Annotated in this window: 13 protein-coding genes; 6 read left to right on the plus strand and 7 right to left on the minus strand. The window is 71.4% G+C overall.

From position 1 onward, the window contains the following. Nucleotides 1–93: 93 nt before the first annotated feature. A complete protein-coding gene (locus ACIPLC_RS28600) occupies nt 94–363 on the minus strand; it encodes a PqqD family protein (RefSeq protein ID WP_400475898.1) in 270 nt (89 codons plus the stop codon). Between the two features lie 935 nt (nt 364–1,298). Beyond that, entirely contained in the window at nt 1,299–2,000 is a 702-nt protein-coding gene (locus ACIPLC_RS28605) for a DUF1707 domain-containing protein (RefSeq protein ID WP_400475899.1), read from the minus strand. Between the two features lie 360 nt (nt 2,001–2,360). Here ACIPLC_RS28605 and ACIPLC_RS28610 point away from each other — a divergent pair, with 360 nt between their 5' ends. Next, a complete protein-coding gene (locus ACIPLC_RS28610; RefSeq protein ID WP_400475900.1) occupies nt 2,361–2,804 on the plus strand; it encodes a cold-shock protein in 444 nt (147 codons plus the stop codon). Between the two features lie 99 nt (nt 2,805–2,903). Here the strand turns inward: ACIPLC_RS28610 and ACIPLC_RS28615 are convergent, their stop codons facing one another. The 3 genes from ACIPLC_RS28615 to ACIPLC_RS28625 all read right to left on the minus strand — a co-directional run bounded on the left by ACIPLC_RS28615 (nt 2,904) and on the right by ACIPLC_RS28625 (nt 5,498). Continuing rightward, entirely contained in the window at nt 2,904–3,671 is a 768-nt protein-coding gene (locus ACIPLC_RS28615; protein WP_400475901.1) for a thioesterase II family protein, read from the minus strand. Between the two features lie 216 nt (nt 3,672–3,887). After that, entirely contained in the window at nt 3,888–4,331 is a 444-nt protein-coding gene (locus tag ACIPLC_RS28620; RefSeq protein WP_400475902.1) for a hypothetical protein, read from the minus strand. Nucleotides 4,332–4,700: 369 nt separating this feature from the next. After that, nucleotides 4,701–5,498, minus strand: a complete 798-nt coding sequence (locus ACIPLC_RS28625) for an exodeoxyribonuclease III (protein ID WP_400475946.1) — start codon at nt 5,496–5,498, stop codon at nt 4,701–4,703. 286 nt (nt 5,499–5,784) lie between these two features. Here ACIPLC_RS28625 and ACIPLC_RS28630 point away from each other — a divergent pair, with 286 nt between their 5' ends. After that, the gene (locus ACIPLC_RS28630; RefSeq protein WP_400475903.1) at nt 5,785–6,558 is read left to right on the plus strand and encodes a GntR family transcriptional regulator; all 774 of its coding nucleotides are present in this window, start codon (nt 5,785–5,787) and stop codon (nt 6,556–6,558) included. A gap of 178 nt (nt 6,559–6,736) precedes the next feature. On the opposite strand, the gene ACIPLC_RS28635 is transcribed toward ACIPLC_RS28630, so the two are convergent. Together ACIPLC_RS28635 and ACIPLC_RS28640 are read right to left on the minus strand one after the other, a co-directional pair. Next, nucleotides 6,737–7,915 carry an ROK family protein gene (locus tag ACIPLC_RS28635; RefSeq protein WP_400475904.1) on the minus strand — a complete coding sequence of 393 codons (1,179 nt, stop codon included), beginning with the start codon at nt 7,913–7,915 and terminating at the stop codon, nt 6,737–6,739. A 369-nt stretch (nt 7,916–8,284) separates the two neighbouring features. Next, nucleotides 8,285–9,919: a hypothetical protein gene (locus ACIPLC_RS28640; protein ID WP_400475905.1), complete on the minus strand. Its 1,635-nt coding sequence runs from the start codon at nt 9,917–9,919 to the stop codon at nt 8,285–8,287. Between the two features lie 436 nt (nt 9,920–10,355). Between ACIPLC_RS28640 and paaK the strand changes: the two genes are divergently transcribed. The 4 genes from paaK to ACIPLC_RS28660 all read left to right on the plus strand — a co-directional run bounded on the left by paaK (nt 10,356) and on the right by ACIPLC_RS28660 (nt 14,587). Further along, the gene (gene paaK / locus ACIPLC_RS28645; protein WP_400475947.1) at nt 10,356–11,612 is read left to right on the plus strand and encodes a phenylacetate--CoA ligase PaaK; all 1,257 of its coding nucleotides are present in this window, start codon (nt 10,356–10,358) and stop codon (nt 11,610–11,612) included. Nucleotides 11,613–11,687: 75 nt separating this feature from the next. Further along, nucleotides 11,688–12,512, plus strand: coding sequence for a class I SAM-dependent methyltransferase (locus ACIPLC_RS28650; RefSeq protein WP_400475906.1), 825 nt, complete (start codon nt 11,688–11,690; stop codon nt 12,510–12,512). 85 nt (nt 12,513–12,597) lie between these two features. Further along, entirely contained in the window at nt 12,598–13,035 is a 438-nt protein-coding gene (locus ACIPLC_RS28655) for a GNAT family N-acetyltransferase (protein ID WP_400475907.1), read from the plus strand. Between the two features lie 136 nt (nt 13,036–13,171). Then, nucleotides 13,172–14,587, plus strand: a complete 1,416-nt coding sequence (locus tag ACIPLC_RS28660) for a pyridoxal phosphate-dependent aminotransferase (protein ID WP_400475908.1) — start codon at nt 13,172–13,174, stop codon at nt 14,585–14,587. Nucleotides 14,588–14,612: the final 25 nt, after the last annotated feature.

Consider the following 14,612-nt stretch of genomic DNA (forward strand, 5'->3'; position numbering starts at 1 on the left):
GCTCTGCTACTCATAGGCAACCCACGGCCAGGTCTCGGGGCTGACCAATCAGGAATTGCGGCACCGAGTCCGGAATGAGCTGCTGCTCTGCCGTTACGGTTCGACGCGTACCAGGCCAGCGTTCCGCAGCTCATTGATCCATGATGAGAAGTTGACTCGCATGTTGGCCGGATCCGTCCCCCATAACTTGGCGAGCATGTCGGCTGCCACCTCCGGCTGGCCGTCGTGCTGGCGCAGTGCGATCCACATCGCCACCTCTGCCTGGCCGCAGCGGTAGCGGATTCCGGCAGGCGTGGAGCACAGCTCTAGGAATCCATCTTTGAGAATGTCGGCAGTGACGCCCACTTCCGGCTGAACCCGCACATCGGCTCCTTCCTGTGTGCTGGGCAGCTCGCAGCTGCAAAATCTGGCGGCAGTAATACGCGGTGCGGTCCCCGCGCCCCTTCGAATATACATTTGTCTTATACCCGTGTCTATGCCGTTGTCGTTGGGTTCCGAGACGAAGCCGCATCCCCGTCGTGAGCTGCGGTTTTACGCCGCTGCCTGATGCTCGTTGATGAGCCCTTCGGGTGTCGGCTGGTATTCGATCGCAGAGTGACCGCGTGGAGGGGGGTCCCCGCGGTACGGCGCTGCGGTCGCGTGATCGAACACGGATCATTCTGATCTGCCCAGGGCTGCCGAACCATCCGGCACTCCCCCTTGTCGTGGTGGGGCTAGCCCCACCCGTCGCCCTGATGCCGGGAGGTGGGCTCGGTCGCGAACGATGCCACTGACCGTGCCCGCGGTTTCCGGGGTTTTCGCGGGGACCTCTCCCGCGCCAGCCGGGAGAAGGTCGACCAGCAGCGCAGCCGCGGAAAACGCGGTTGCATGAACTGTCGGTCGCAACGGTCCGGTTCGGCGGCGCCGCGCCCCAGTACTCCTGATGCCACGTCAGTGTTTCCAAATGCTACCGAGGTACAGCCACCCGGCACGATGGGACGGCGACCGGTGAACCGTCAGCTTCGGGTGGACGGAGTCAAGCGCCAGCAGCCGAGCATGGAAGCGCTCAGGCGTATTTGCGTGGAGACGGAATGCGGACCAGTCTGTGAGGGCGGCGACGGCGTCCAGAGCGAGCGGTGCGGGCTACGAAGAAGCCGTAAGGAATCAATCTGGGCTTCGGGGGCAACGGCTCGGTGATCCGGTATGGCGATCACGAAACAGATGTTGTCCCAACTCGACTGCTGTTTCTCGGTGTTGTTACCCCATCTGAACGAGAGGCAGCGGCACTTGGCGGTGACGGCTGAGGCGAGACCGCTCGGTCAGTTCAGGGGCTTGCGCTCCCCGGCCGATATCTCTTCGGTCGCCTGGTGGGCCTGCTCCGGGCGCGCCAGTTCGGCGTCCGTACGTCGGCGGAAGACACCCACGCCGCCCCAGAAGGCGAGACCGGTGACGACCACGCGCGGGGCCCCGGGGTCACCGGGGCCGTTAACCGCATCACTGAAGCCGCCCATCACCCCCAGCCCGCGTGAGACGACCTCGACCCCCGGCGGGACCAGAACCTGGATACCGCCCATGATCGCCGCACACCGAATGACGGTTTCGTTGCTCTCAAAGTCGGCCTCGCGCAGGTCGATCCGCCCGCCACCCCAGAACGCGAAGACCCGGAAACGGCACGGCGCGACCCAGCGGCCCCGGCGGTTGAAGCCGCTCATGATGGCGATCGCCCATCGGGAGGTGGCCGTCCCGCCGATCCGTTCGAGCCAGTTGGTCCCGGTCGGCTCGGCCAGGGCGCGCCGACCGGAGCGGGCTGCGGGCAGGTCCTCGGTGAGCGGAAGCAGTTCCGCGACGGTCACGGTCCGGTAGGCGCGTTCCAGCCGCTCCTCGAACTCCGCCATGCCGAGGCGACCTTCGGCGACAGCCTCGCGCAGAGAGTCCACAGTCCGTTCGCGGTCCGCGTCGGAGGCGCGCAGGCCACCAGTGCCCTTCGGCTCAAGCGGATATGATGTCATGTTGCCTATCATAAGCGCAGGAATCCCGCTCTCCGAGGCGGAGTTCGGTAGGTGCGCCCTGTCCGACCTCACCCGACTCCGGCTACTGGAGTTCATCCTTGACCGCGAGTGCACGACAGCCGAGTCCGGCCCCCGACTGCTGCACTCGCATCCCTGCGGCCGAGGAGGCCGACCAGTGATGGCCAGCCGGATGCGATCCAATTCGCCCCTCGGAACCCCTATGCCATCCCCTGGTCTCCGGCCGTCAACAGGGGTGTCCCTCGGATTCCCCGGTATATAGCCTGGGCTGCCGGGTCCGATGGGCTGGTGGTCGGCGGGCAGTGCGGGTCGTGTTGTTCAAGAGTTGTGTTGCTTCAGGTATGGGGTGTGGCTATGGCTTTGGGCAAGGTTGTCCGGTTCGACGAGGTTCGAGGGTACGGGTTTGTCTCACCCGACAGTGGCGGGTCTGATGTCTTCCTGCATGTCAACGACCTCTTGGTCGACAAGTCGTCGATCGGCCCCGGCGTTCTCGTGAGCTTCGATCTGGAGGACGGTGACCGTGGACTCAAGGCCTCGGCCGTCTCCCTCGCAGGCGACCAGGAGCCCTATTCGCCCCGCGCTGACTCGCGTCCGGCGGTGGTTCCCCACGCACCTGCGCCGGACGCACGCAACGACCTGGACGACGGAACCTGCGAGGTGCTCTCCGTCAAGGACTTCTCCGACGAGGTCACCGAGGCCCTGCTGGCCAGCTGCCCGGGGCTGACTGGTAGTCAGATACTGGACATCAGGCGGCGCCTGATGCGGATCGCCACGGGCCATGGCTGGGTGGAGCCGTAACGGACGGCACCGCCGATGACGAAGCCGGCCGGGGCGCGATGTGCGCCGGCCGGCTTCGCCATCGAGCCGTTCCACGGTGTGCACGGGAATGCCGTCAGCTCAGCTCAGCTCAGCGAGTTCCGAGGTGACCCGGCGGATGGACTCGATGACCCGGGGGCCGTAGTCCTGTAGGTAGAAGTGCCCGCCGGGGTAGGTGGTCAGCTCGAACGCTCTGGTGGTGTGCTTCTTCCACGCCTGCGCCTCGTCGAGGCTGACCTTGGGGTCGTCGACGCCGATGTGCGCGTGGATCGCGGTCGCGAGCGGGCTGCGGGGGGTGTAGCGGTAGAGCTCGGCGGCCTTGTAGTCATTGCGGGTCGCCGGGAGGACCATCTCCATCAGCTCCTGGTCGCCGAGGAGTTTGGCGTCCGTACCTCCGAGCTGCTTGATCTCCGCGATCAGGCCCTGGTCGTCCATCAGGTGCACGCTCTCATCGCGGGCCCGGCTCGGCGCGCGCCGACCGGAGGCGAAGAGCGCCAACGGCACCGTCCCCCGGCTCTCCAGACGGCAGGCCACCTCAAAGGCGATGCTGGCGCCCAAGCTGTGGCCGAACAGAGCCAGCGGGAGGTCGGCCAGCGGCTCTATCAGGTCCACAAGGATGTCGGCGAGCTCCTCGACGGTCTCGACGAAGGGCTCGCCGCGGCGATCCTGCCGACCGGGGTACTGGACGGCCACCACGTCCAGCGCCGGGGAGAGCGCGTTGGAGACCGGGACGTAGTAGCTCGCCGAACCACCCGCGTGGGGGAAACAGACCAGCCGGATCCGGGCCCTCGGCGCGGAGTGGTACCTCCGCAGCCACAGATCCGCATCAATGGTGTTCTCGGTTCCCATGGGGTCCCCAATCATCGCTGTAACTGGTCATTGATCTTCGAGCCTGCCGCCCCGCCCGTCTGGCGACAACCCCTAATCCCCTCAAGCGCGCCCACAGTGCGGAGGCGTGGGCGTTGAACAGCGCCGCGCCCGGGTAGTCGCAGGTTTTCGGGTCCAGCGGAGTGTCGGGCAGCGCGTCCGTGCGGGCTGGACGCTTCGGTCCGCCGCGGACCGCCGTCAGAGGTCGCGGGAGCGGAAGGCCGTCACGATCACAGCGACCGAGCCGACTGCCCACGCGCCGTACGAGATCCATGCAGGGGTGGCGGCCCAGCTCGGCACGGCGACGAGTGCGCCGACGACGGTCAGTCCGGCGGTCACGATGCCGACCTTGGCGAGCAGTACCCGGCTGCGGTTCGGTACGGCGATGAAGGTGGTGCGGATCAGACCGCTGGTCAGTTCGCCGAGTACGGTCTGGGCGCCGATCGTGCAGGCGAGGGCCATGAGTAGGGAGAAGAGGGGAGGATGGAAGGCGTCGTGCCCGGCCTCGTAGATCTGCTTGAACGAGTCGAGATAGCCCGGCCAGACGCTGTACGTGTGGGTGGCCGTCTTGTAGGCGATGAGGCAGGTCAGCACGGGGGCGGCGGTGACCACCCAGCAGCTCGCACTCGCTGGCGCCGGCAAGGCCCTCCAGTACCTCCACGAGGCCCTCGCCACGGCACTAGCCGAACAACTGCGCACGGCAGCCGCCCTCCAGCCGTACAGCAGGCCCGACCTGCTCCGCGTCCTGGGCGCGAACACCAACAGCAACTGGAGCGTGGTAAACCCACCGCTCGGGGTGGAAGGACGGCCGCCCGGCGTAGGCCTGCCAGCCTGGTGGCGGTGCCGAAAGTTCTACAAAGCAGGTCGATTCGCCATTGACCCATTGCCCGCAGGGCCGATCAGGCGCGAGCACAGGCCACGTGAGTCGATGCTAGCGAGCCCTGGACTGATGTCACGCGGTCATCCCAGGGCTCGATTTTTGCTTGTTCGTCAACTATAGGAATATGCAGGTCAGTTAACGTCGAAGTCGAACTCGGCGGTGACGGGGGCGTGGTCGCTCCAGCGCTCGGTGTGGGTGGCGGCGCGTTCGACGTAGGCCTCGACGGCCTTGGCGGCGAGGCCGGGGGTGGCGACCTGGAGGTCGATCCTCCAGCCGGAGTCGTTGTCGAAGGCGCGGCCGCGGTAGGACCACCAGGAATAGGGGCCGGTGCGGTCGGGGTGGAGGCTGCGGACGACGTCGACGTAGCCGGCCTCGTCGTAGACGCGGGAGAGCCAGGCGCGTTCTTCGGGGAGGAAGCCGGCGGACTTCTGGTTGGCCTTCCAGTTCTTGAGGTCTTCGGGGCGGTGGGCGATGTTCCAGTCGCCGCAGACGATGACCTCGCGGCCGTCGGCGGCGGCGCGGGTGCGGAGGGCGGTGAGGTGGACGAGGAATTCCGCCATGAAGCGTTCCTTCTCGTCCTGGCGCTCGGTGCCGACCTCGCCGGAGGGGAGGTAGAGGCTGGCGATGGTCAGCCCCGGCAGGTCGATTTCGACGTACCTGCCCGAGTTGTCGAATTCCTCCGACCCGAATCCGATGACGGTTCGCTGCGGCTCCTGGCGGGACAGGACGGCGACGCCTGACCGGCCCTTGGCGGCGGAAGGGGCCCAGGCCGCGTGCCAGCCGTCGAGGTCGCGCAGTTCGACGGGCAGCTGCTCGGGCTCGGAGCGCACCTCCTGGAGGCAGATCACGTCCGCCTCGGTGCCGGCCAGCCACTCGACGAAGCCCTTCTTGGCCGCCGCCCGGATTCCGTTCACGTTCACACTCGTCACCACGATCACCCGAGCAGCCTACCGAGTGCCGGGGCCTGCGCCGAAGCGTGACGCGCGCCGGCCGGGGGGTGACGTGAACGCGGCATGAATATGTGCGACGGTCGCACCAAGCCGTGCCATTGGTCTTGACCATCTCCGGACGAAGCCCCTAGGGTCGCTTACTGCAAAGACCTTTAATAAAGAAGGACGGATAAAAGCCCGCTCTCCCACCTGCCGCATCCGCGGACAGCGGGCTCGGGATCCGCCCTCCTTGCCTCAGGGCGGACAGAGCAGGGTGGAGGACACGGTGGGGACGACTGGACAGCTTTCGGCGGTGCCGGAACCGAAGTACTGGCACCTGCGCACGGTGCTGCTGCGGGCCATCGACTCGGAGTTCTCCACCGGCCAGATCCTGCCCAACGAGCGCGAGCTCTCCGCCCGCTTCGGGGTCGCCCGGGCGACCCTGCGGCAGGCCCTCGACCAGCTGGAGCTGGAGGGTCGCCTGGTGCGCCGCCGGGGGATCGGCACCCTGATCGCCGCCCCGCGGGTCGGCGTCCCGGTCAACCGGCAGGAGGAGGGCTGGCCCGGCGCCGGCCGCAACCACGCCTGGCGGACGGTCGACTGCACCACCGCCCCCGCCCCGGCGCAGCTGGCCAAGGACCTCGGCATCGCCGAGGGCGCCACCGTGCACACCGTCCGCCGGGTCCGCCTGGTGGAGGGCCGGGCGATGGCCACCGAGTCGCTGCACGTCCCGGCCGCCGCGCTGCCGCACCTGCCCGGCTTCCGGGCCGAGAGCGACCGGGCCCGCTCGGTGCTGCGCCAGCTGGAGCGGCTGGAGGTGGACGGCGAGTCCCGCGCGGTCGAGCTGGGTGTCGCCGAGGCCGACGAGGCCGCCCTGCTGGAGCGCCCGCCCGGTTCGCCGGTGCTGGTGATGACCACCCAGTACGCGTCGTCCGGCCGCCTGGTGGCGCTCGCCGTCGCCACCTACCGGGCCGACACCTGCAAGCTGACCTTCGGCGAGACCGGGCTGGTCGAGGTCACCCCGGTCGGTGCTGCGGCCGAGGTCCGCACCGCCTCCTGAACCATTTTTCCGACACCCTCAGGCCGAGGCCCGGACGCCCGACTGGCGTCCGGGCCTCGGTCGTTGTCCGGGTGGGGCTGAGTCCGGAGCTCAGTCCGGAGCTCAGCCCGGGAATGCGTCCGGAGTTCAGCCCGGAGCTCAGCCCGGGACTGGGTCCGGGGCTGAGCCCAGGGGCCCGTCAGGCCCGGCCGTTGCCGGTGGTCGGCGGGTCGACGGCGAACAACTGGTCCTCGACGTGGTCGAGGGCGACGCGCAGCGCGCCCATCGCCACGACCTCGGAGCCGAGCGCGGCGAGCGCCACCTCGGGGGCGCGGAGGGTGAACTGGGCGAGGCGTTCGCGCAGCGGTTCCAGCACGCCGTCGAGCCCGGCCGCCCAGCCGCCGATCACGACGAGCTGCGGGTCGATGGCGAGGACGAGCGCGGCGACGCCCTGAACGAGACGGGTGAGGAAGCGGTCCATGGCGACCTTCGCGACCTCGTCGCCCTCCCGCGCGAGGCGCAGGACGCGGGCGACGGCGGCCTCGTCCAGCGGATTGAGCGGTTTGCCGGTGGTGGAGAGGAGGCGTTCGGGGGTGACCTCCTGGCCGAGCAGGTGGAGGGCGCCGATCTCGCCGGCCGCGCCGCCGTGACCACGGTGCAGCCTGCCGTTGATGAGGGATCCGGCGCCGGGGCTGAGGCCGGCCATGACGAAGACGACGTCGCCGGCGCCGACCGCCGCGCCCTGCCAGTGTTCGGCGATGGCGGCGAGGTTGGCGTCGTTCTCGATCAGGACGGGGCAGCGGAAGGAGCGCCGCAGCCGGGCACCGAGGTCGAGGCCGGTCCAGCCGGGCATGGCGGTGCCGAGTCGGATGGTGCCGTCGCGGTCGACGATGCCGGGGGTGCCGATGCCGACGGCCCAGAGGTTGTCACGGGAGATACCGGCCTTGCGCAGGACCTCGGCGACGGCGGTGCGGACGGCGGCGAGCCGGTCCTCGGCGTCCAGGGTCTCGTCGACCGGCTTGAAGTGACTGCCCACCACCTCGCCGGTGAGGTCGGCGAGGATGACGCGGATGTCGTGCACGCCGATCTCGATGCCGAGGATGTGCCCGGCCTCGGCGCGGAAGCGGAACCAGCGGGCCGGTCGGCCGCGCCGGCCGGTGCCGGGCTGGCCGTCCTCCTTGGGTTGGTCGACCTCGGCGACCAGCCCGGTCTCGACCAGACCCTCGATGACGCCCTCGACGGTCGGGCGGGAGAGCCCGGTCTCGCCGACGAGCTGAGTGAGGGTCACGGAGTGGCCGGTCCGCAGCGCCCGAAGCGTGACCGCCGCGTTGATCCGCCGCAGCAGCGAGGAGTCTCCTCCGGTGAGCCGATCCGCCAATGCGATGCCCTTCGCCGTTCGCGCGACTGCCCTGGCGCGCGGTGTCGAGTGCGCGGTGCCCACCGAATGGCCCGCGGGGGTGTGCCACCCCCGGAACGCGGCACGGCGGCGCGGGGCCGCCTGCGCCAGGGCCGGAGGACAAGCGGAGCCTACCCGGGGGTGGGCCCGGGGGGCGAGAATCCTTGCAGCTCATCCAGGCTTCGGTATCGAAATGGTACGCATCGGGTGGCGGTGCACGACCCGGGCTTCACGGCCCGGCCACGGGCGGCCCGCCGCCGGGCCGCCGGGGCCGTACCGACCAGCGGGAACGGGCGGAGAGCGGCGAGCGCTGCAAGGGGGAGTCGGACACGGCCCGATGGTAGCGGCGGCTCAGGGCATCCGTGCCGCGAACAGCCGCTGCCCGAGGAGCCCCATCGGGTGCCCGTCCTCGGGCAGGGTGAGGACGGTCGGGCAGCCGGCGGCGGTGAGCGCGGCCCGCCAGCGCTCGGCGGGGAGGGTGGGGAGGGCTGGGAGCGTCGGGAAGGCCGGCGAAGCGAGGGGGGCGGTGGCGGCGGGGAGCGCCGGGGCGGCGGGGGCGGCGGAGCAGTCCGGGGAGTCGGCGCCGGCGCCGGCCGCGGCGTCCCCCGTGATCAGCAGGTCGAGCTGTTCGCCGGTGGGCGCGAGCAGCAGCAGCTGCCCGCCGGGTGCAAGCTGGTCGACCAACTCCGGGACGACGGTGTCCGGGTGGCCGGTCGCGGTGGCGACGACGAGGTCGTAGCGGCCGCCGTCGGGCAGTTGGTGGTGGTCGGCGCCGGGGCGGGGCCGGGTGGCGAGGGCCCGGGTGACGGTGGAGTCGGGGCCGTCCTGGCCGAGTTCGAGGATGCGCAGCGGCTCCGGCCCGTCGTGGGTCTCGGCGATGCCGCGGACCAGCGCGCCGAGGGCGGCGCCGAGGTAGCCGCGGGCGGCCGCCCAGCGGATCGGGGCGGCGGCCGGGCGGGGTGCCTCCTCGCCGGTGATCAGCCGGGGCAGCCGGAGCGCGCCGCGCCGGACCCGGTCGAGGACGGCGACCGGGCCGAGCCCGTCGGTCCAGGCCTCGACGGCGGGTCGCCAGGCCTCCCGGACCTCGGCCGCGGTGAGTTCGGGCCGGCCGTAGTGGACGTCGTCGTGCCGGGTGATCAGGCCGTGCCGGGTGAGGGCGTCGAGCCAGCGGCTGACCCGGGGCCGTTGGGTGGGGGTGACGAGGGCGGCGGCGAGGATCTCGGCCTCGGTGTGCCCGCGCCCGGGATCGGTGAGGACGCCGCTCTGCTGGAGGGTCAGCAGCAGTGCGGCCAGCACGGCCTGGTCGAGGTGGGTGCCGAAGGCCTGGACGTGTTCGGTGGTGACGCCGATGGCGTGCTTCCAGGCGGTGGCCGCGGCGGCGTCGGCGGCGGTGCGCAGCCGCTGGTCGGCGGCCTCGGCGTGGCTGTGCGGGGCGCGGACGTGCGCGAGGACGGCGCCGAGGGCGTCGACGGCGGCGTACACGTCGTCCTGCCGGGGTTCGGGCCCGACGTGCAGGACGAGCCGCAGGGCGCCGAGGTCGTGGTCGGCCAGGTCGGGGCGGCGGCTGAGGTGCCACAGCAGGGCGGACGGCAGGCTGAGGTGGGTGGTGGCGCTGGCGGCGAGGGCGGCGAGCTGCTGGTCGGGGTCCTGCTGGGGGTCGCCGCAGTGGACGGTGCCGCCGGCGAGCAGGGTGGCGAGGGCGAGTTCGACGGCGAGGTCGGTGGCGGGGTGGAGCACGGTGTGCCGGATGGGCGGCGGGCCGAGGACGCCAGCCCAGTGCCGCAGCCGCTGTTCGGCGGTGCGGGCGGCGGAGGGCGGCAGCGCGGCGTGGGCGGCGACGCGCTGGGCGAGGGTCCGGGGCAGGCCGCCTGGCGGGGAGACGCCGAGCAGCAGGCCGATGCCGCTGATCGCGCGCCCGTCGGCGACGACGGCGGGTCGGTCGCCGAGTTCGCGCAGCGCGCTGACCAGGGCGGGAGTCGTGGGCACGGTGATCACTCCGGGGTGCGGGGGAGAAACCGCACCACTGAACCACGTGGCCGGGCCGGGTGATGCCGTGCACGGGTCAAACTTCCGTAATGATTTTCATATCGGACAGCCAAGGTGGACACCCGATCTCCACCCGAAGTGGTCGGAACTTCGCATTCCGGATCCGGCGCGCGACCCCTTGACAGCCGGTACGGGCGCTGGGTTACTTGGCGTGGGATCACCCTGACCGAACGATCGGTCGGTGCACCCGTATCGGCCGACCTGCGAAGGAGCGACGATGACCGGCAGCGCACCCGCCCCGCGCCCACACGGCGAAGAGCCCGGCCGGAGCGGGGAGCCCGTACGGCATGGCGAACAGCCCGTACGGCATGGCGGAGTGCCCGCCCGGCGCCTGGGGGAGCCGATCCCGTCCGCGCTGCTGGACGCCGGTGAGCGGATGGGCGTCGACGAGCTGCGCGCCCACCAGCTCACCCGCCTCCGGGCCACCCTGCGCCACGCGTACGACAACGTCGAGCTGTACCGCCGCAAGTTCGACGCGGCCGGCGTCCGCCCCGAGGACTGCCGCAGCCTGGCCGACCTCGCCCGCTTCCCCTTCACCACCAAGGCCGACCTGCGCGAGGGCTACCCGTTCGGCATGTTCGCCGTCCCGATGGAGCAGGTCCGCCGGATCCACGCCTCCAGCGGCACCACCGGGCGCCCGACCGTCGTCGGCTACACCGAGCACGACCTGTCGATGTGGGCCGACGTGGTCGCCCGGTCGATCCGCGCGGCCGGCGGCAGACCCGGGCACAAGGTGCACATCGCGTACGGCTACGGGCTGTTCACCGGCGGGCTGGGCGCGCACTACGGCGCCGAGCGGGCCGGTTGCACCGTCATCCCGGCGTCCGGCGGCATGACGGCCCGGCAGGTGCAGCTGATCCGGGACTTCCGGCCCGAGATCATCATGGTCACCCCCTCCTACCTGCTCACCCTGCTCGACGAGTTCGAGAAGCAGGGGGTCGATCCGCGCAGCACCTCGCTGCGCATCGGCATCTTCGGCGCCGAGCCGTGGACGGAGGAGATGCGGCGCGAGATCGAGGAACGGCTCGACCTGCACGCCGTCGACATCTACGGCCTCTCCGAGGTGGTCGGCCCCGGCGTCGCGCAGGAGTGCGTGGAGACCAAGGACGGGCTGCACATCTGGGAGGACCACTTCTACCCGGAGATCGTGGACCCGTTCACCGACCGGGTGCTGCCCGACGGCGAGGGCGGCGAACTGGTCTTCACCTCGCTCACCAAGGAGGCGCTGCCGGTCATCCGCTACCGCACCCGCGACCTGAGCCGGCTGCTGCCCGGCACCGCGCGGCCGGCCTTCCGGCGGATGGAGAAGGTCACCGGGCGCAGCGACGACATGATCATCCTGCGCGGGGTGAACGTCTTCCCGACCCAGATCGAGGAGGTCCTGCTGCGGACCCCGGGCGTCGCGCCGCACTTCCAGCTGCGGCTCACCCGGCAGGGGCGGCTGGACCACATGACCGTCCGGGTCGAGGCGCGGCCGGACGCCCCGGCCGAGCAGCGGGCGGCGGCGCGGGCGGCGATCGTCCGGGCGGTGAAGGACGGGGTGGGCGTCACGGTCGCGGTCGAGGTGGTGGAGCCGTACGCGTTGGAGCGCTCGGTCGGGAAGATCCGGCGGGTGGTCGACGAGCGGGGGTGAGGCCGGAGGGGCCCGCCGGCCTGGGGCCTGGGGTGCGTGGGGCTGCGAGGCCGGTGGCGTACGGCCATCCGGTTCATGACCACCGGTGCGGTGCGGCCGGCCGCCGTCGTGGTCGACGCGGCGGCTCCGGTGGCTCCGGCGGCTCCGGAGGGCGGCCGGGCGGGCGTGAGCACCCCGCGCGGGCCCTATGCTGCGGGGATGCCGAGTGAGCTGCGCACTCTTGAGCCGGAGACCGATCAGCCGGAGACCGATCAGCCGGAGACCGACCTCGCCTTCGTCCGGCGCGAGACCGAGCTGAAGCCCGTCCCGTTCGTCCCCGAGGTCGGCCTGCACATGGCCGAGGACGCGATCACCCTGTGGGAGACCACCGAGCTGGCACGCGGGGAGGTCGGACTGCCGCCGCCGTTCTGGGCGTTCGCCTGGGCCGGCGGGGTGGCCGTCGCCCGCCACGTGCTGGACCACCCCGAGTTGGTGGCCGGGCGGGCGGTGCTCGACGTGGCCGCCGGGGGCGGAGTGGTCGCCGTCGCGGCCGCGCTGAGCGGCGCCGGGTCCGTGCGCGCCGCCGAGATCGACGCCTACGCGGTGGCCGCCATCGGCCTCAACGCCGAGGCCAACGGCGTGCGCGTGGAAGCCGCCCTGGTGGACCTGGTGGACGGCGACGGCGCCCCGGCCGACGTGGTGCTCGCCGGCGACGTCTTCTACGAACGGGCCATGGCCGCCCGCTTCCTGCCCTTCCTCGAACGGGCCGCCGCACGCGGTGCCACCGTCATCGTCGGCGACCCCGGCCGGGCCTACCTGCCCCGGGAACGGTTCACCGCGCTGGCCGCCTACCAGGTGCCGGTCGTCGCCGACCTGGAGGACACCGCCGTCAAGACCACCACGGTGTGGCGGCTGGGCTGACGGCCCGCCCGTCCACGCCGTGGAGTTCCGTCCACGCTGCGGAATTCCCGGCCGCCGGGCGGAACCGCCTGCTAGACAGGCCGCCATGACCGACGAGATCGCCCTGCGCACCGCCACCCCCGACGAGATCCCCGCCCTGCTCGCCCTCTGGGCCCGGGCGGCGAAGGGCGCCAGCATCACGGACGACGCCCCGGGCGTGGCCGCGCTGCTCGCCCGGGACCCGGAGTGCCTCATCGTCGCCACCCCGGCGGACGACCCGGTCGCCGTCCTCGGCACCGTGATCGCTGGCTGGGACGGCTGGCGTTGCCACCTCTACCGGCTCGCCGTCGACCCCGACCACCGCCGCCGGGGCATCGGCGCCGCCCTGCTCGCCGCCGCCGAGGAACGCTTCGCCGCGCTCGGCGGTCGCCGCGCGGACGCCATGGTGCTGGACGACAACGCCCTCGGCCACCGCGCCTGGAAGGCCGCCGGCTACCGCCCCGAACCGCGGTGGAGCCGCTGGGTCAAGCCGCTGACCGCCTGATCCCGCCCCGTCCGGACGGCCGCCGAGCGCTGGCGGCCGCCTCCGGTGCGTGGTCCGCTGAGGCCGATGCGGGTGCGAACGACTGTGTTCCGGCACGCCGCCCAGCGCACCCCGCGACACCCGGAGAAGGACCGCCATGACCGACGACACCCGCACCCTCGCCTCGCCCGAGGCCGCCGCCGAGATCCTCGCCCGCCAGCCCGACCTGGAGCAGGCCCTCGCCTACTACCGCAACCATCTCGCCTCCGAGACCGCGATCGACCTGTCCGTCGCGGAGAACGTCCTCCTCTTCCACCACTCGATGAAGAAGAAGATCTTCGACAACATCCAGTTGATCCCCGAGCGGAACATCCAGTACAGCCCCCCGGCCGGCACCCCGGAGCTGCGCGAGCAGGTCGCGAAGCTGCTCGCCCGGGCGTTCGACGTCAAGGTCGTCGAGGCGAAGTACGTGTTCGGGGTGGCCGGGGTCGCCTCGGCGCTGGAGTGCATCGCCTTCGCGCTCAAGGGTGCCGACCCGGTCGGCCCGCCGCTCAAGGACGGCGACGAGGTGCTGATCCCCGCGCCGTACTGGCAGGGCTTCAACTGGTCCTTCCAGGAACGGCCCAAGCTGAAGTGCGTCCCGGTGAACCTGCCGACCACGGGGGCGGACCGGTACCGGCTCACCCTGGCGCTGCTCAAGAAGGCCTACGAGGACCGGAAGGCGGCCGGTCGCGCGCCGCGCCTGCTCGTCCTCACCAACCCGCACAACCCGCTGGGCGTCAACTACCCGCGGGCCCTGCTGGACGAGATCTACGGGTGGGCGCTCAAGGGCACCGACCTGCACATCATCTCGGACGAGATCTACTGCCACTCCCAACTCGACAGCAGCACCACGAAGTTCACCAGCGCGGTGGCCCTGGACGCGTACCGGACGTACGCCGAGCGGATCCACGTGGTCTGGGGCTTCGCCAAGGACTTCGGCCTGTCCGGCTTCCGTACCGGCTTCGTGGTCTCCAAGAACGCGGCCGTGCGCGACACCATGCTCGGCAACAACGACCCGGCCGAGCCGACCCATCCGCTGCCCTGGTTCAGCCCCTTCGACTCGCTGAAGACCTACGTCATCCAGTACCTGCTGGACGCCCCCGCCAACGGCCCGGGCAGCGGTCTCTACACCACCTACGCGATGAAGGAGTACCGCACACTGCTCAACACGAGCTTCGGCAAGGTCAAGGCCGCTCTGGACGCCGCCGGGATCGAGTACGTGCACCGGCCCGGCGACAACGCCGCCCAGTTCTTCTGGCTCGACCTCACCAAGTACCTCGGCAAGCGCTCCGCCCACGCCCAGGAGGCGACGGCCGGGCTGCCGGACGCCGGACCGGGCGGGCTCGACCCGGACGAGGAGTGGCTGTTTCGGCACCTCGCCGCCAAGCCCACCGAGGTCACCCTGCTGCCCGGCGGGGCGATGCACAACCCGGTGCCCGGCTTCTTCCGCCTGTGCTTCACCGCCCGCCAGCCCGAGGACGTCGTCACCGCCGTCCAGCGGGTGGCGACCGCCCTGGGCAAGCTGAAGTAGCCGCCACCGCGCGGCACCCGGGCAC

The organism is Kitasatospora sp. NPDC086801 (genome assembly GCF_044745805.1).
Classification (GTDB): Bacteria; Actinomycetota; Actinomycetes; order Streptomycetales; family Streptomycetaceae; genus Kitasatospora.